At 42.4% G+C, this 18,044-nt stretch carries 12 protein-coding genes; 9 read left to right on the forward strand and 3 right to left on the reverse strand.

Annotated features, from left to right (window positions below; translation table 11 throughout):
- Complete coding sequence (locus Q1V85_RS03600; RefSeq protein ID WP_300597525.1) at positions 1-1,548, forward strand: RagB/SusD family nutrient uptake outer membrane protein; 1,548 nt, start codon at positions 1-3, stop codon at positions 1,546-1,548.
- Positions 1,549-1,631: 83 nt separating this feature from the next.
- Here the strand turns inward: Q1V85_RS03600 and Q1V85_RS03605 are convergent, their stop codons facing one another.
- The 3 genes from Q1V85_RS03605 to folD form a co-directional block, all read right to left on the reverse strand.
- Entirely contained in the window at positions 1,632-2,759 is a 1,128-nt protein-coding gene (locus Q1V85_RS03605; protein ID WP_300597527.1) for a M42 family metallopeptidase, read from the reverse strand.
- A gap of 324 nt (positions 2,760-3,083) precedes the next feature.
- A complete protein-coding gene (locus Q1V85_RS03610) occupies positions 3,084-3,665 on the reverse strand; it encodes a 7-carboxy-7-deazaguanine synthase QueE (RefSeq protein ID WP_300597529.1) in 582 nt (193 codons plus the stop codon).
- A gap of 96 nt (positions 3,666-3,761) precedes the next feature.
- Positions 3,762-4,640: a bifunctional methylenetetrahydrofolate dehydrogenase/methenyltetrahydrofolate cyclohydrolase FolD gene (folD, locus tag Q1V85_RS03615; RefSeq protein WP_300597531.1), complete on the reverse strand. Its 879-nt coding sequence runs from the start codon at positions 4,638-4,640 to the stop codon at positions 3,762-3,764.
- Positions 4,641-5,005: 365 nt separating this feature from the next.
- Between folD and Q1V85_RS03620 the strand changes: the two genes are divergently transcribed.
- From Q1V85_RS03620 to Q1V85_RS03655, 8 genes are all read left to right on the forward strand, one after another.
- Positions 5,006-8,155 carry a SusC/RagA family TonB-linked outer membrane protein gene (locus tag Q1V85_RS03620; protein WP_300597533.1) on the forward strand — a complete coding sequence of 1,050 codons (3,150 nt, stop codon included), beginning with the start codon at positions 5,006-5,008 and terminating at the stop codon, positions 8,153-8,155.
- Positions 8,156-8,166: 11 nt separating this feature from the next.
- Positions 8,167-9,630: a SusD/RagB family nutrient-binding outer membrane lipoprotein gene (locus Q1V85_RS03625; RefSeq protein WP_300597535.1), complete on the forward strand. Its 1,464-nt coding sequence runs from the start codon at positions 8,167-8,169 to the stop codon at positions 9,628-9,630.
- A gap of 156 nt (positions 9,631-9,786) precedes the next feature.
- The gene (locus Q1V85_RS03630; protein ID WP_300597537.1) at positions 9,787-10,179 is read left to right on the forward strand and encodes a hypothetical protein; all 393 of its coding nucleotides are present in this window, start codon (positions 9,787-9,789) and stop codon (positions 10,177-10,179) included.
- A 146-nt stretch (positions 10,180-10,325) separates the two neighbouring features.
- Positions 10,326-10,862, forward strand: coding sequence for a hypothetical protein (locus Q1V85_RS03635; protein ID WP_300597539.1), 537 nt, complete (start codon positions 10,326-10,328; stop codon positions 10,860-10,862).
- A gap of 458 nt (positions 10,863-11,320) precedes the next feature.
- Positions 11,321-12,724, forward strand: coding sequence for a M57 family metalloprotease (locus Q1V85_RS03640; RefSeq protein WP_300597541.1), 1,404 nt, complete (start codon positions 11,321-11,323; stop codon positions 12,722-12,724).
- Between the two features lie 286 nt (positions 12,725-13,010).
- Positions 13,011-16,220, forward strand: coding sequence for a SusC/RagA family TonB-linked outer membrane protein (locus Q1V85_RS03645; protein WP_300597543.1), 3,210 nt, complete (start codon positions 13,011-13,013; stop codon positions 16,218-16,220).
- Positions 16,221-16,223: 3 nt separating this feature from the next.
- On the forward strand, positions 16,224-17,675 hold the full coding sequence (locus tag Q1V85_RS03650; protein ID WP_300597545.1) for a RagB/SusD family nutrient uptake outer membrane protein: 1,452 nt from the start codon (positions 16,224-16,226) through the stop codon (positions 17,673-17,675).
- 189 nt (positions 17,676-17,864) lie between these two features.
- Positions 17,865-18,044 (forward strand): hypothetical protein (locus Q1V85_RS03655; RefSeq protein WP_300597547.1); only part of this gene is annotated, 180 nt, incomplete at its 3' end.

Below are 18,044 nucleotides of genomic sequence, written 5' to 3' on the forward strand. Positions count from 1 at the left end.
ATGAGACTTAATATAAAAAATACTACATTTTGCGTATTGGCGTTTTTGACGCTTTTGGGAGGAACGGGCTGCACAAAATGGCTTATAGATAAGGATAAGGATCCCTCCAATTTTTCACCGGATACGTTTTATCAGTCCGCAGATCAGGCCCTGTCGGCACTTGCTGCCGTATATGCGCAAACAAGGTTCATTAACGGTGGTGCAGGTATATTTGCCAATAATTTTTCCATGCTGGAAATGGTAACCGGTACGGCGCGGACCGAAACAGGACAGAATGCAGATCTTAACAATATTCTCGGCCTTTCTTATAACGGCGATAATGTCTTTGTAAACAACTGGTGGAACGGGCCTTATAGCCTCATTGCGCAGGCCAACCTGGTGATTACTAAAGTTCCGGGCGTGCCGGGAATGGACGATGCAACAAAAAAGAAGTATATAGGAGAAGCGGCTTTCCTGCGGGCCTGGGCATATTTTTACCTGGTTCGGTTATATGGAGATGTACCGTTGATTCTGGAGCCTGTAGATGGTACCTCACCGAATCTTTATGCGGCCCGTACCGCAGCTACGGCCGTATATGACGCAATAATAAACGATCTTACCACTGCAGAAGCCGCCGGTTTGGATTGGACGGATCAGGCAGGCAGGGTATCGCTGGGTGCCGTTAAAGCATTGCTGGCCGAGGTTTATATTACGATGGCCGGAACTCCTTTAAATAAAGGAACAGAATACTATCAAAAAGCCGCAGCAAAAGCCAAGGAAGTAATCGATAGCAAAAAGTTTGATCTGTTTACCAATTACTCCGATTTACATAGCACCGCCTCCAACAACAAGGGAGAGCATATTTTCGAAATTCAGTACCTGGCAGGTGTGGTCAATAATCCGAACCAGGGAATTTTGTTGCCTAATTTTAAGGGCATTTCCGCCTATGGTACACAGATCGGTTCTACCGTTCCCACACAAGCCTTTTATAACTCTTTTGAATCAGGCGATCTTCGTAAGGTTGACCGGCAGGGATTCTTTTATACGTCCTATTACGATCAGGGGTATAAAGATTTAAAAGACCTGGGAGCCCCGTATATCTATAAATTTTTTGATATAATCGCCAATGGTACCAGTGGCGTTCAGGGAACTGCATCCAGCGGGTTAAACTGGCCGAATATCCGGTATGCGCAAGTACTATTAACGTATGCCGAAGCACAGAACTTGGCGGATGGTGTACCGAATCAGCAGGCCTGGGACGGACTGAATAAAATTCGCGTAAGGGCGCAATTAACCACTCCGGCTCTGCTAACATTTACTAAGCAGTCTTTTGATGATGCAATATTAAGAGAGCGCTGGCATGAATTGTGTTATGAGGGCGTAAGCTGGTTTGATATGATCCGCCGGCGTAAAGTGTATGTAGAAGCAACCAATAGCTTTGATAATTTTGTTGGACATAAACTTACCGAAGGCGGCGCCGTACTGGCAGAGAAAAATCTGTTGTTCCCGTTGCCGACCTCCGAAATGCAGAACAATCCTAATTTAAAACCTAACAATCCGGGGTATTAACGAAGATTGATAAAAAAACAGTTAATAAAAAGGGACATTTGCCTAATCGGGCAAATGTCCCTTTTTTATTGGCGAATATAAAATTACAAATAACGCAGGTTGGTCTTGGGCGTTAATGCCAGCAAGGTTTCATACATCAACCGGATCGTATTTTCGATATCCTTTTTGTGAATCATCTCTACGGTAGTATGCATGTATCGCAGGGGCATAGAGATCAGCACGGAAGGGCAGCCGTCATTGGCATAGGCAAAAGAATCCGTATCGGTGCCGGTGCTGCGGCTCAATGCCCGCCATTGTACCGGTATGTTGTTTTCTTCAGCAACATTTTCAACAAAGCCCAGCAGTTTGTTATGTACGGCCGGCGCATAAGCCAGTGACGGACCATTTCCACACAATACATCGCCTTCAATATTTTTATTGATCATCGGGGTATTGGTGTCATGTGTAACATCGGTTACAATCGCAACATCGGGCTTAATCCGGCGTGCGATCATTTCTGCCCCCCGCAGCCCGATTTCTTCCTGTACGGCATTCACCACATATAAACTATACGGCAATGTTTTTTTATTTTCTTTGAGCAGGCGGGCCACTTCTGCAATCATAAAACCGCCGATGCGGTTATCAAAAGCACGTCCCACAAAATGATCCCCTGCCAGTTCATCAAATCCATCCTGGTAGGTGATCACGGCACCTACATGGATACCCAGGGCTTCAATTTCCTTCTTACTGCGGGCACCACAATCCAGCCAGATGTTTTCCGTTTTGGGTTGTGTTTCACTTTCCTTGCCGATACGGGTATGAATGGCCGGCCACCCAAACACGGCTTTAACCGGTCCTTTTTTTCCATGGATAAATACCCGCTGAGCCGGTGCGATCTGATGGTCGGCGCCACCGTTCCGTTTTACATAGATCAGGCCTTTATCTGTAATATAGTTTACAAACCAGCCGATCTCATCGGCGTGCGCCTCAATCACCACTTTAAAAGGCTGATCCGGGTTAATGATCCCAACCGCCGTTCCATAGGGATCTACAAAATGCGTATCAATATACGGCTTCAGATAATCGAGCCATAATTTCTGCCCCCAGGATTCAAAGCCAACGGGGGAAGCGTTGTTAATATAGCCCTTTAAGAATTGCAGTGCATTGTCTGTTAATATCGATTTGGGTGCTTTACCCTTTTTCCCTTTTTCCTTTGTAGTTGATTTTGCCATAGTGATCATTTAAGATCATCAAACGTACATAAATTTTATTAAGAAACAGCAAGGGGGGGCGTTAGCCGTTTTTAGGAACATGCGTTCAGCATTTAGTTATTAGTGGTCAGCCATCAGTTTTCAGTTGTTTACGTAAGGGATCAGGGAGCTGACACCTATACACCTACACCAAGCAAGAAGCGGATCTAACGTTAAACCTGAAGTAATTCCATAGTCCACCCAGTCTACATATCCCCTCAAAAGCAAGAGCAATAATGAATAGCCGATAGCTCAGCAAGTATCAAACGGGCTATAACGGCAATCTTTAAACTTTTTAAAAAAAAGTTACGGTACATGAATATACTTATGGATCTGCAGACTCAGTTCCCATTTGGGATGCTGTTTGATGTAGTCTACAATAAGTGGGGTCATAGCGGCGGCCTTACTCCACTCCGGCTGCAGGTATAGCTTGCAGTGTGGCGCAACCTGCGCGGCAAATTGTTCGCCCCAGGCAAAATCGCTTTTATTATAAACAATGATCTTCAGTTCGTTTGCCAGTGGCAGGATCTCCGGCAACGGCTGTTTGAATTTTTTGGGCGAGAGGCAGATCCAGTCCCAGCTGCCGGACAGGGGTGCAGAGCCGGATGTTTCAATATTGGTAGCGATACCGTTTTCCCGGAGTGCAGTTGTAAGTGCGCTCAGCGGGTGCAGCAGTGGTTCGCCCCCGGTGATGACTGCAATGGGCGCAGGCGTTTTTTTTACAGCTTCTACAATGGCATCTACCGTCCAGTGAGGATGTGTGTCAAAAGGCCAGCTTTCCTTTACATCACACCAGGTGCAACCCACATCACATCCCCCAAGGCGGACAAAATAAGCCGCTTTTCCCTGGTGATATCCTTCACCCTGGATGGTATAAAAATGCTCCATAACGGGGTAACTGCCGTTAAATGTGACCGGAGCGATATTTGATAGCTGGGATTTGATATTTGGAATTTAGAATTTGATATTTAGGATTTACCCACCTTAGTTCCGGTTGTCGCAGGCCTTAAATGTATTCTTCATCAATGCGGCAATGGTCATGGGGCCTACGCCTCCGGGAACCGGGGTGATAAAGCTTGTTTTGGGTGCTACGTCTGCAAATGCTACGTCACCTACCAAACGGTGCCCCGATTTCTTAGTGGCATCTTTGATCCGGGTAATGCCTACATCAATCACTACGGCACCTTCCTTTACCATGTCGGCGGTTACAAATTCGGGGATGCCGATGGCCGCCACAATAATATCCGCCTGCAGACAGATCTCCTTCAGGTTGGTGGTCTTCGAATGACAAAGTGTTACCGTGCAGTTTCCGGGATTGGCATTATTGCTCAGCAAAATGCTCATTGGGCGGCCTACAATATGGCTCCGGCCGATCACTACTGCATGTTTCCCTTTGGTCTCGATCTTATGGTGCTCCAGAAGCAGCATAATACCATAAGGTGTAGCAGAGATAAAGGCATCTTTTTCTCCCAGGGTCATTTTGCCAATGTTCACAGGATGAAATCCATCTACATCTTTGGCCGGATCGATGGTTTCAATCACCTTTTTTTCAGAAATATGCGCCGGAAGCGGCAGCTGTACCAGGATGCCATCCACATCCATATCTTCATTTAGTTCCTCAATTTTTTCCAGGAGTTTCAGCTCCGTTACATCTTCCTCATAATGAATAAGGGTGGATACAAAGCCGATCTCATTGCAGGCCTTTACTTTAGAAGCTACATAGGTTTCGCTGGCCCCGTTGTTTCCCACCAGGATCGCCGCCAGGTGTGGCACTTTTTTGCCGGTGGCTGCGCGCTGCGCTACATCGATCTCGAGGGAGTCCAGGATCACTTTTGCTGTTTCTTTTCCGTTCAGTAGTTGCATAGGCTGCAAACCTACTGAAAGTTTAGGAGGGGTGCGAAAAATTTTGGATAGAACTGCAAAAGCCTGAAAATCTTATTTGAGCTTAGTTTTTTTCTAAAAAACGGGTTGATTTAAATCAATTTGTTAAAAACTATCTAAAAAAAACTGTTTTATGTAAGTTGATGAGAATCAATTTTTAAGGTTGTTTAAGCAACTAACGGTTGGTTCTTTACATAATATTCATGTAATTAAAAGTTAAAAAATGATAAAATTAATGTTAAAAAACCTGTATTTTCATGGCGAGAAATATTTGACAATCACAGTACCTGACTGATTGATCAATACTATCTGGCTTGGAATATATCATACTTAACAAAAAAAATTACATGAGAAAAATTGTATTGCTGTTTGCCGTACTGGCAGGGTTGCTTTGTACAGCATCGGCTCAAACAAAAACAATTACCGGGCGAGTTATTGATGAAGCGGGAAAGGGTGTACCCTTTGCGACCGTTTTAGAGAAGGGCACTTCTAATGGAGTCTCTGCTGATGAGAATGGCAATTTCAGGATCAGTTTGAAAAACGGCAGCAAACTGGAAATCACAGCTAACGGTTTCGACAAGCAGGAAGTGACCGCAATGGGAGGTAATCCGCTTACCATTACTTTAAAGTTGTTGGAAGGAATGCAGGAAAGTGTGGTGGTTACCGCTCTTGGAATTTCGAGAGAGCGAAAAACACTTTCCTATAACCCACAGGTGATTAAATCCGACCAACTGGAAGACCGGGGAGGGACAAATCTGCTTTCCTTACTTCAGGGAAAGGTTGCCGGCGCTGATATTGCCGGTTCAAGCGGCGCAGCAGGGGCCTCTGTAAATATTATTTTAAGAGGTATGACATCTATTTCTAATAATAACCAAGCACTCTTTGTTGTAGACGGGGTCCCGATCAGCAATGATGTAGACCAAACAGGTAGTACGCTGTATGGAATTCAGCCCTCCAACAGAGCCTATGATTTAAATCCTAATAATATAGAATCCGTTTCCATTCTTGCAGGACCTGCTGCCGCAGTCCTGTATGGTTCACGGGCCGCCAGCGGGGCAGTAATCATTACCACAAAAAAAGGCTCTGGCATCAAGAATAAAGTGAATGTGACTGCATCGACTTCCTACTCTCAACAAAAAGTATATGGATTTCCCAAGCTGCAGAACGAGTACGGGCAGGGAGCTTCTGGTATATTCAGCGGTACGTCAACAAACTCCTGGGGACCAAAGTTTGGATCAACACCTACACTGACCAACGGGCTTATCGCATCGGTAGATCAGGTTGTAAACGGGGTTGCTTATAAGGCAGGGGATGTGATTCCGTATAATCCTTATCCGGATAACCTGATTGGTTTTTTTGAGACTGGGAATGTTTTGGAAAACAACCTCTCCATTAACGGTGGTGATGACAAAAGTTATTTTGGCATTGCTCTTAATAACAGTACAACCAACGGGATTTTACCCGGTACCAGTTTCAAGAGAAACAGTATCGAATTCAATGCAGGGTCCCAGCTGACAACCAAGCTCAATGTTTCTGGAAGTGCAAAAGTGATGAATACTTTACAGGAGGGAACTACCCAGGGGAACGGAGGCAATAGTGCGATGTTTCGGCTGTTTTCGGTAACAAGAAGCACCAACCTGGATTACTATAAACAAAATTATCAGAATCCCGATGGAAGTAATAACTGGTTTATTGCCGGTAATGATAACCCTTATTGGGCTGCATACAATAATCCGCTGAGAAGTAACCTGATGCGTTTTATAGGAAATGTGAAAGTAGCCTATGATGTATTCCCTTGGTTAAATGTTGCCTACCGAGTAGGTGCGGATTATTATACAGACCGCCGGAAAAAGGTATCTGCGATAGGATCTACCGCCGGTTCTGGATTGGGTCAGGTACTGGAAGATGTATTCTGGAGATCTGAACTGAACGGAGATCTTTTGGTTAACTTAAAGAAAAACGATCTTTGGGGAACCGGAATCAATGCCAATTTCTTATTGGGGCAGAATATAAATCAACGTGTTTATCAGAATCCATACATATCATCAGCGAGCCTGGCGATTCCGGGTTTCTATAATGTAAGCAACGGATCTAACTTTAACGGCACCGGAGAATATTCGTCAAAAAGAAGACTGGTGGGGCATTTTGGTCAGTTAAGCCTTGGATACAAAGGATATTTGAATACTGAATTTACCTTGAGAGCAGATCAATCCTCCACATTACCTAAAGCCAATAATACCTATATTTATTATTCGGCTGGTGGAAGTTTTGTTGCAACCGAGGCATTCAGAGAGCTGAAATCAGACATTTTGAATTTTGCCAAGCTGCGTTTAAACTACGCCCAGGTAGGTAATGATGCGCCTGTATATAGTTTGACGAATAGCTTCTCGTCTCAGTCATTTGGTAATAATACCGGATCATTCTCCTTTCCGTTTGGTTCGCTTACCGGTTTTGGAGCTTCCGGCACATTGCCCAATGCAGATTTAAAGCCTGAAATTACAAAATCGTTTGAGTTAGGGGCCAACCTGGGATTACTGAAGGATCGTGTTACATTAGACTTTACAGCTTACTGGTCCAGCAGTATCAACCAGATCATGAGTATTTCCATACCTTCTGCCAGCGGTTATACATCTCGGTATTTAAACGCTGGTAAAATAACCAATGCAGGCACAGAAATTTCGCTTGGCATTACTCCGGTGAAAAATAGTAATGTGGTGTGGAGTATGAATTTCACATTCTCCAAGAACAAGAATATGGTTAAGGAGTTATTTGGTGATATCAAAACTGCAAGAGTCTCCGGATCCGTATTCGGAGGCGTTATCCCGTCGGCAAGAATCGGATATCCCTATGGTGTGATTGTTGGAAGTAAGATTCCAAGAAGTCCTGATGGTCAGTTCCTGATCGATTCAACCACCGGTAACTTTGCAGTGGCCCTTACGGACCAGGTGGTTGCAGACCCCAATCGGAAGTGGATTGGCGGATGGGTAAATACGGTGAGCTATAAAGGATTTACACTTTCAACTACTGTTGATTTAAAATATGGAGGCGACATTATGTCCTGGACCGTAGCAACCTTACGCTCTAATGGATCGTTGTATGAAACCGGGATTGACAGAGATACGCCCAAAATTTTGCCGGGTGTTATTCAGAGAGCGGACGGAACCTATATACAAAACTACATTCAAATCCCAACACAGACTTATTGGAACTCCAACTTCGGCGGTATCGGGGGAAGTGAATTTACCGTTTTTGATGCCACTACGTTCCGGATCAGGGAGGCCTCCTTGGGGTATAGCTTTGCTGCGTTAAACGTAAAAAGTAAGTTTGTACAGGGACTTAAGCTTACGGTTTTTGCAAGAAACCTGTTCTTCTATGCACCTAATAGTCCGATCGATCCGGAGTTGAGCACACAGGGCGCCGGAAATATCAGGGGACTTGAGTTGCAGAGTGCTCCGAATACCAGATCGTTCGGTGCTAATTTAAAAATAACATTATAATATAGTAGAAAATGAAAAATAAAAGAATAGTAACTTATTTTTTATCGGGATTGCTGGTTGCTGCGGCACTCACTTCCTGTAAGAAATTTGTCGATGTGAACGCCAATCCCAACTCTCCGGAAGATGTGCCACCCAAAGTGTTGTTGCCAACGACTTCTGTAGGGATTTCATTCACCAATGTAAATCAGTTGGGCCTTGCTACAGGATTAATGATGCAGCATAATGCGGCGGTTGCGCAATGGACAGCCTTTGATGTTTATAATCTGGCAGATCAAACAGGCGTAACCAATGCCTGGAGCTATGAAATTTATAGTGGCACTGTCAACAATTTAAGAATATTAATTGCTAAAACACAGGAAACAAGTCCGGTTTATAGCGGTATCGCAAAAATCGAATTAGCATATATTATGGGACTTACAACAGACCTTTGGGGTGATATTCCGTACTCTGAAGCCGGTTTGGGTCTGGCTAATACTTCACCCCGGTATGATAAGCAGGAAGATATCTATAAGGGAAACGCGTCGGCGGGTATTCAAAGCTTATTTGACCTGGTGAAAGAGGGAATGGCGGATTTAGACAAGCCATCTGCCCTGAAACCCACGACTGATGATCCTTTTTATGGGGGTGATATCTCAAAATGGAGACGTGCAGGAAATTCGCTGCTGCTGAAGTTTGCGATTCAGCTTTCTAATGTTGACCCTACAACAGCGGCCAATGTGATTAAGGATGTGGTAGCGGGCGACAAATTTATCAATGATAATTCACTGAATTTTAGCCTTAATTTTGGTACATCTGCGGGGAATCAGAATCCGGTTTATGTACGCGATATTATCGGGTCGTTCAAGAATAATGAAATGCTAAGCTCCCGCTTTCTGGCCTTAATGAGGGCACAGAACGATACGGTGCGGTTAGCGAAGTATTATACAAAACCCAACAGTGTCTTTACTTCTTATGAAAACGGCTCTACTGCGGCTGCAGTACCTGCCGCAAACAGATCACAATATAATGCCTATGTTGTAGGTGCCAGCGGCGAGGGACCGGCAAGGCTGCTGACCTATCATCAGGTACAATTTATACTTGCAGAAGCAGCGGTTCGTTATGGAATATCCGGCGATGCAAATACCTATTATCAGAATGGTATCAAGGCCTCTATGAAACTGGCGGGTATGACAGACGCTGAGATCAACACGTATTTTACTACGAACACATCTATTGTAACGCTTAGTGGTTCCAATGATGACAAAATCAAGCAAATCATTACCCAGAAGTATATTTCACTTGTTGGCAACGGGTATGAGGCGTATAATGATTATAGAAGGACCGGCTATCCTGTGCTTTCATTGGCATTGAACGCTTCGGGAGATGATCCAACTACCATTCCGAAGCGATTCCCTTATTTGGCATCAGAGTCAAATAATCCGAATCAGCCGAATCCAAGACCCAAAACAAATGTCAAAGTTTGGTGGGGGCTATAATTTTAACATCATAAATATCTAAAATAAATGAGCAAGCTATTTTCATCAGTGTTACTAGGGATAATACTTCTGACAGCATCCTGTAAAAAGGGGGGCTTTAATCCATTAACGATTAATAGTCCGGAAACGCCGGTAACGGTGTCAAACGTATATGGGATGTTTAACTTCCCGGCTGTTGCAGCATCCGTAAAAGATAGTATTATCACAATCCAATTAAATATTCCCGGGGGCAGTAGCAGGAATATAAAAGAGATATCAAGAGTGGTTTACTCCAATGCAACCACCGCTGCCGTTACTTTATTGGCAGATGCAAGCAAGGTTACCAATACAGCAAATGTAGGTATCTATGTAAAAAACCCGATTGCCGGAAACGGTAAAAGTGTTACTTTTCAAAGTTCTTTTCCGGAGTACAGGACAATTACCTCCCAAACGATACCATTGGTTAGTGCAACCAGCGCACTGTTAAACAGGTATTTTCATTTTTTGATAACATTGGATGATGGATCCAAGATCATTCCAACACCGGTGCGGGTCGTTGTTGTACAATAGTCCGGCCTCAAGTAGAAAGAAACAATGATAAAAGGAGTATTTGGAACAAAACCAAATACTCCTTTTTATTTTATTCCTTCGGAAAAAGTGTTTTTATTATAATTTGTTGTAAATTGTAAGATCTTTTAACCTTTAACACTGAAATTATGAAAAAACGATCTTCTGTTGTAACTGTATTGATGGTGCTGTTTATAACGCTGGCTTCATTTATGCATAACCGCTATTTTGCACCGGATGACGAACCACCGCACATTATTTTAAACTATTCACCATTGGAACCCTCTTGTCCGGATCAGAATTCCATAACATATAATAAGGACTTACAGCTTTTTATGTCCGAACCGGCAGCTCATGACATAGAGTTTAATATCGCTCTGGCTGTAAAAGATGGTTCAGGATATTGGGATATCGCCAGCCCATGGATCAGCGTAAGGCTGCCGCAGGGAGAAAACGTTTTGACCTTGCCCGCAACATGTCAAATGAGCAGCGCTTTTTCCTTTGACTGTGGGCAGAACGCCGGATTGAAAACGTGGGAGTTTCGGTTAACGGTTGTGAGTGCAAAGTATGTTAATGAAACCTATGGCCCATTCAACTATACTTTTACTAGTGGTAATAATTATTTTGATTTTGCCATGGAAACAAATTGCCTCCACAATCCAGGAGATCCCGGAACAAAGGACTGATTGTTAGTGGCGGTAGCAGAGGTGTTGGAAACTACTGATTAAGGCTTTTTGCTGGAAGCTCCGCTTTTGTACAAGACCGGAACTGTTCTCGTGAGTAATTGCATGTAGTGTTTGTCTCCTTGCTTTCATAAAATAACACCAGGTGCTATGCTGTACGTAACCGAAACTGAATGGTCTTTTTGTTGTGAATTTTCTAAAAAATCAATTGATCTGGGTCAATTTTTTTGATTTTCTCTAACGACGAGTCATGTATTACAAAATATTGTAAATCAGTCAAAAACGTTCGCTATACAACTATTTAAATCGTTAATTAACAATTGTTAGTTTTTGTAAAAGTTAAATAATTGTCAAAAAAATGTTAAAATATTGTACTTGGTGTGGGCTATCTTAACTGATGTTGTTGGTTATGAATTGAACTTTATGATTAACTATCTTTTGTAACTATAAAAAATATCGCTATGAGAAAAAAGAACGTATTCCTGCAGCTTGCTATTTTACTATGCTTTTTTGTTGGATGTCAGAAAAATGATAAAATGCGGCATAGCAAGGAGATTCCACAAGATGTTTTAGAACGTATCGTTGCGGAGGGTTTCAGTGCATATGGGGTTGTTCCGTATAAAGATGGCTATATAGTCGAAGGCGATATTTACATAACTGAGACTCAACTGAGAAGAACTATGGTCAGAAGTGTTCTACCTAATTTAGATGGAAGTTTGAGCAATAAATTACTACCTGGGAATATTATTAGTCAATACCGAACTACGAATATTGTGAAAGGTACAAGCCCCGCCGCTCCAAGAACCATTCGGGTGCTATTGGACCCAAACGCAAATCAAGTGTATTCGGATGCATTTGATAACGCTTTAGCGAGATACAATAATGCATTGATCAGCTTGAAATTTGTGCGCGTTACAAGCAGCGCCGATATATCAGTAGTTTTTGGTGCTCTTCCTGGAAGTACAATAGGGCTTTCTCCTGGATTCCCTTCGAGTGAAGGGAACCCAGGCACACAGATTGTTCTTGATAATGTAAAAATTGGATCAAGTCCTTTTTCGGGCTTTCTTACTACAACTATAGCTCATGAAATTGGCCATGCCATAGGATTTAGACACACAGATTATTTTAATAGAGATTACAGTTGCCCTTATGAAGCTGCATATAATAATGAGGGAGCAGGAAGTGATGGAGCCATCCATATTCCGGGAACACCCACAGCGGAAGATGCGAATAGTTGGATGTTGGCTTGTATTGCCGATTCTGACGACCGGCCTTTTACAGCAAATGATCTTTCTGCCTTAGCAACGCTTTATCCCTTTCTAGAGATTCAAGGCTCATTGGCGTTTTGTAACTCAGCTAACTATACAATTAGAAATTTACCAGCAGGGGCTACAGTTAATTGGTCGTTAGCTAATTCAAGTTTAGGAACGATTACAACAAGCGGGGGAACAGCTACGGTGACAAAGGCGGCGAACGGAAAAACGAATCTTTTGGCTAATGTTTCTGTCAATGGGAACACATATACATGTTCAAACTCGATAATATTAGGTTACGATCCTCCTACGGTGTCTGTATCTCCGCTTTTACATAATGGAGGAGGAACTGCTACTATTGGCGGGTCTTATATTTTCACAGCAAATTCCACTTCCGCACTTACATATCGATGGGAATTAACAAATGGTATAGGCGGCGCTTCAGCTTCCCAGTATTTTATGACCTCTCCGGATCAGTCAACTGTGGAGGTGAATTTTAACACAACAGGAAAGTATTTTTTGAAACTTTATATTACAAATGAATGTGTTAGCAATGTTCTTGTGTATACTAAAGGTATTCTTGTAGTTGATGATGGTGGGCCGATACAGTAGAAAAGGTTGATATTTTGTTTTTTTTAAAAAAATCACTTGACTTGAATCAAATTTTTTAAATTTTTCAAAAAAACACCCTCTTTGTGCAAATTGTTGTAAATCAACTTAAAACGTTCGCTATGCAACTATTTGAATCGTTAATTAACAATTGTTAGTGTTTTGTAAAAGTTAAGCAATCATAAAAAAATTGTTAAAACATTGTACTTTGCATGGCTTTCTTAACTGACTTTATAAGTTATGAATTGACTTTATGATTGACTATTTTTCTATTAACAAAAAAAAATCCATGAGAAAACTTGTATTGCTACTGGCACTCGTGACCTGTTCTATGTTGGTTTTTGCGCAGACAAGAACCATAACTGGAACTGTTAAGGATGAAGCGGGGAATGCGATTCCCTTTGCTACTATTTCGGAAAAAGGAACTTCAAACGCGGCCTCTTCAGATGAAGCCGGTAACTTTAGTTTGCGCGTAAATGAAAATGCCATTCTTGTATTTTCTTCCACAGGTTATAAAGCTAAGGAACTACCTGCTGCGGGAAGAACGAGAATTGATCTTACCCTTCAAAGAAGTGAAACGGAAACCATACAGGAAGTAATTGTGACTGCGTATGGTACACAAAAGAAGGAGGAAATTGCAGGGTCTATTTCAACACTGAAAGCAGAAGAAATCGGCAAGTCGCAAAGTTCAAACGTATTACAATCTCTGGCGGGTAAGGTTGGCGGTGTACAAATAAGAAGCACTTCAGGACAGCCAGGAGTCAATCCCAGTGTGCGTTTTAGAGGTATCGGGTCTATATCTTCATCCAATCAGCCTTTGTATGTGGTAGATGGAGTACCTTACAATGGCGACGTTGCTGCTATATCGCCCCAGGATATTGATCAGATCTCCTTTTTAAAGGATGCATCTGCTAACGCTTTATATGGTAGCCGCGGCGCCAATGGTGTAATCATTATTACAACAAAAAAAGGCAAGGGGCAGATGGATATTACCTACGATGGCCGGATTGGTGTGAATTCAAGGGCTATAAAGGATTATGATATAATCAAGGATCCCAAGGAGTACTATGAATTAAGATGGCAGCGCTTGCGACTGGGCGCTAAAACGGCTTCAAACTCCTGGGATGATGCCGGATTAATTGCGTCGAAAGGGCTTGTAAAGGATTTGGGATACAATATTTTTAATGTAGCGAACGATCAGATCATTGATCCCAAAACAGGAAAAATCAATTCTGGTGCCCAGGTAAAATATCATGATGATTGGGATGATGCGCTGTTTGGAAACAGTGTGCGCCATGAGCATTTTGTTAGTTTACGGTATGGTACAGACAAATTGTCGTCTTACTTATCCGGTGGGTATCTTAAAGATGAAGGATATGTGGTAAATTCAGGATTTGACAGAGTTTCTGCACGGGCAAATTTAGACTACAAACCATATAGCTTTCTGAAGGTAGGTGGTAATGTAAACTTTGCAGCTACCAAAATGAAGGATCCTCAGGCTGGTAAAGGGTCTAGCACTTATTCTAATTTGTTTTCCTGGACGCGGAATATGGCTCCTATTTATCCTATTTATGCCCGTGATAAGGATGGCAATTTCATTATGGATAAAAATGGCGACCGTCTTTACGATTGGGGGAATGGTGAAACAACGAACCCGGATAACTCTGTAGCCAAAAGAACGTACATCACGAATATGAACCCTTATGCTACAACTGTGCTCAATACGCAATACAATGAAAATAAAAACCTGAGTTTAAGAGGGTATGCGTCTGTTGATTTCTTAAAGAATTTCAACTTTACTTATAACCTGGGGTATGATTATCTGGGATCGTATCGGGTTCGCCTGGCTACAGATCAGGGAGGAGATGCCGCTCCCTATGGAGGATCTATAACCAATGCAGCAATGTTTGATGGTACTATAACAAACCAGCAATTGCTAACATACGAGAAGAAGTTCGATGATCATAGCCTGAACGTAATGGTTGGCCATGAGTCTTCAAAGTATACTTCTAAAATGCTGGCGGGTACAAAAACAACAATTGTAATTCCTGGAGGTCCCTGGGTTTCCAATGCCAGTAAATACAGCGCATTGAATGGGTTTAACGATAATTATGATGTAGAAGGCTATTTATCAAAACTCAATTACAATTATGCAGGAAAGTATTACCTGAATGCAAGTTACCGTCGGGATGGATCTTCCGTATTTCACCCGGATAATCGGTGGGGTAACTTTTACGGAGTGGGTGCTGCCTGGATCGCATCGAAAGAAAACTTTTTAGCAGGAAGTAGCATCATATCCAATCTAAAAATAAAAGCGAGCTATGGAGAGCAAGGAAATGACAATCTGTTTTACCCCAGCTACGTAAATATGGATCATCGTTCCCATTTTGGCTTTGGTAGAAACTTTATGCCTTACGTAACTCAATATGAAGTTACTTCCGATGCGGGAGGAAATCCTGTTATTAAAGAGGTCTATTTCGGAAATAAAGACCTGCGCTGGGAAGTATCTAAAAATCTGAATGCTGGTTTTGAGCTGGGTATGTGGCGCCGCTTGAATCTGGAAGTTGAGTTTTTTAGAAGAGCTGTTTCCGATATGCTGTATAATTTTCCGTTGGCTCCTTCCAGTGGTACTCCTTCTGTTTCCCGAAATATTGGAGATATGCGTAACACAGGTGTCGAAATTAATCTGGATGGCGACGTGATCCAAAAGGAAGATTTGGATCTGAATCTGTGGGTGAATGCTACCCATTATAAAAATCGGATCACCCGTCTTCCAGATCCGTTTGTATCCGGCGTTTTTCGTTTTGTAGAAGGCAAGAGTGCTTATACTTATTATTTGCGTGAATTTGCCGGTGTAGATCCTGAAACGGGGGAAGGGAAATGGTATACCGGCGACGTGGATGGTAAAACAGGTGTTGCCATTGGCCCCAAAACAGAAACAAAGACGCACTCTACTGCAACCCAGTATTTGAGCGATAAAACTGCGAATCCGGATCTGTATGGAGGCTTTGGGTTAAACCTTAACTATAAAAAGCTTTCTGTGGCGCTGGGATTTGCCTATCAAATGGGCGGATATATTTATGATAACGTTTACCAGGGATTGTTCGGCGAAGGTATCGGCATGGGAAGCTCTGGAGCAAACTATTCCAGAGATGTGTATAACACCTGGACTCCGGAGAATAAAACCGCAACATTGCCAATTCTTTCAAGTGTTGACCGTACGCAATATGCCTCGTCTGACCTGTTCCTTATAAAAGCAAGCTATATCAGCCTGGAGAATGTTTCTGTTTCATACAGCCTGGGCGGAGACTTTATTAACCGGTTGGGCCTAAGAGATGTACGGGTAAATTTGTTGGGCAATAATCTTTGGATGAAATCAAAAAGACAGGGATTGGATCCCCGGATGATGCAAATAGGAGGAAACACCAACAATGGTTTAACGTTAAATAGTTACAGTTTATTAAGAACCCTTTCTTTGGGCCTCACCGTTAAATTTTAAATAATGAAAAACAGAATTATTTTATATATAGCAGTTGCAATCCTGGGCTTTACAAGCTCCTGTAAAAAAAGTTTTCTGGATGTAACCCCTGAATCATATATTAACAGTGAACAACTTGGCAAGTCTTCTGCAGCAACAATGGGTACGCTCAGAGGAATTTATGCGGGGTTACGCTCTTATGGCCTGACCGGATATGCCGGACATGAGGATTATGGTCATAAATCGATTTTATCTGTTCTTGATTTAATGGGAAATGATGTGGTAATGTTATATCCGAACTGGAATATGTACAACTACAACTACACTGGAAGGGTTTCTACTAATTCCAGGGCACATATGCCATGGTTTACTTACTATATGCAAATCAAGAACACAAACACAATTATTAATAATGTAGATGAAAATACAGAGGATGCGGAGCTTCGGCACGTTCGTGGTCAGGCACTGGCTTTGCGTGGATATTTTCATTTCATGCTGGCGCGCATCTACGGGCCTACCTATAAGGGACATGAAAATGCATTATGTATTCCCTTGAATATTGATACCACTTCGTTGATCAGAAAGAAGGTTAGTGAAGTGTATGCTCAAATTGAACAGGACCTTGAGAAAGCGGTAGTTGCATTGGAGGGGTATACACGCCCTAATAAAGAAATGGTGGACCAGGGTGTTGCCCAGGCATTTCTGGCAGATGTATACTTGGAGATGGGAAAATATGCCCAGGCCGCTGACATGGCACATAAGGCAAGACAGGGGTATAGCCTGTTAACAGAGAGCCAGTGGAAAAATGGTTTTTATGATATTAACCAGAATGAAACCATGTGGGGAGCAGATATCAATGCCGAACTGACCACATTTGTAGCGAGTTTTTTCTCTCATTTTGATAATACTAATACAGGATACGCGGAAGGAGGAAGTATTTCGATAGACAGGAGGCTTTATGATGCAATGTCTTCAACAGACTTTCGGAAAAGCAGCTATTTCGGCGCTGATGGTGGTGAGTATGATGGAACAGAATATGATCCTTATATTAGTTTGAAGTTTAGAGACCTTACAATGCCGGACAGAACCGATGGCGATTATATCTATCTGCGTTCTGCTGCGATGTATTATATTGAAGCAGAGGGGCTCGCACGGTCTGGGAAAGAGTCGGAAGCAAGAGATGCTCTTTATGAAATTACAAAACAAAGAGATCCGGAATATTTAAAGTCGACTAAATCTGGTGACGCGTTAATCGATGAGATTATTCTTCAAAAGCGCATAGAGTTGTGGGGCGAAGGTTTTGCATGGTTTGATCTGAAACGGCTTGGGAAAGGAGTTGTGCGCAACTACGCGGGAAGTAATCATCCGTCATGGGGAAATCTGAATATACCGGCGGGGGATAATAAGTTTTTATTTATGATTCCTCAGGCAGAGGTTGATGCCAATCCTGCTGTATTACCGAATAATCCCCAATAGCCTTTGATATTAAATTGGCCGTGAATTATTTATAAATATGAATAGTTCGAAAGAAGCCGTCTCAAAAGTATTTGAGGCGGCTTCTTCATGTTGCGGTTACAAGTCAACCGTTGTTTGGGTTTATGTTGCTGATTGAGCGAGGTAATACCGATTAGACATTAAGTTAATGTCTTTTTGTATATTTGAGTTATGGGTAAACTAAAAGAGCTATTCATTAAAGAGAGCCTGCCAGAACTCCGTCATTTACAGAAGCAAAATCCTTCTCAGTTTAAGCGTGTTCAAATGTTGATTATAACAAAACAGCAGGGGAATATGAGTAAGTATGATTTGGCATTATTGTTAGGCTCCAGTCATAGCTCGATAGGTAAT

Origin of the sequence: Niabella sp., assembly GCF_030150205.1 — a bacterium.
In the GTDB taxonomy this organism is placed as follows: domain Bacteria; phylum Bacteroidota; class Bacteroidia; order Chitinophagales; family Chitinophagaceae; genus Niabella.

Coding starts and splice junctions, on each gene's coding strand:
- Q1V85_RS03600 (WP_300597525.1), top strand. CDS start 1: ATGAGACTTAATATAAAAAATACTACATTTTGCGTATTGGCGTTTTTG.
- Q1V85_RS03625 (WP_300597535.1), top strand. CDS start 8,167: ATGAAAAATAAAAGAATAGTAACTTATTTTTTATCGGGATTGCTGGTT.
- Q1V85_RS03640 (WP_300597541.1), top strand. CDS start 11,321: ATGAGAAAAAAGAACGTATTCCTGCAGCTTGCTATTTTACTATGCTTT.
- Q1V85_RS03605 (WP_300597527.1), bottom strand. CDS start 2,759: ATGGCAAAATCAACTACAAAGGAAAAAGGGAAAAAGGGTAAAGCACCC.
- Q1V85_RS03630 (WP_300597537.1), top strand. CDS start 9,787: ATGTTTAACTTCCCGGCTGTTGCAGCATCCGTAAAAGATAGTATTATC.
- Q1V85_RS03645 (WP_300597543.1), top strand. CDS start 13,011: ATGAGAAAACTTGTATTGCTACTGGCACTCGTGACCTGTTCTATGTTG.
- Q1V85_RS03635 (WP_300597539.1), top strand. CDS start 10,326: ATGAAAAAACGATCTTCTGTTGTAACTGTATTGATGGTGCTGTTTATA.
- Q1V85_RS03610 (WP_300597529.1), bottom strand. CDS start 3,665: ATGGAGCATTTTTATACCATCCAGGGTGAAGGATATCACCAGGGAAAA.
- Q1V85_RS03650 (WP_300597545.1), top strand. CDS start 16,224: ATGAAAAACAGAATTATTTTATATATAGCAGTTGCAATCCTGGGCTTT.
- Q1V85_RS03620 (WP_300597533.1), top strand. CDS start 5,006: ATGAGAAAAATTGTATTGCTGTTTGCCGTACTGGCAGGGTTGCTTTGT.
- folD (WP_300597531.1), bottom strand. CDS start 4,640: ATGCAACTACTGAACGGAAAAGAAACAGCAAAAGTGATCCTGGACTCC.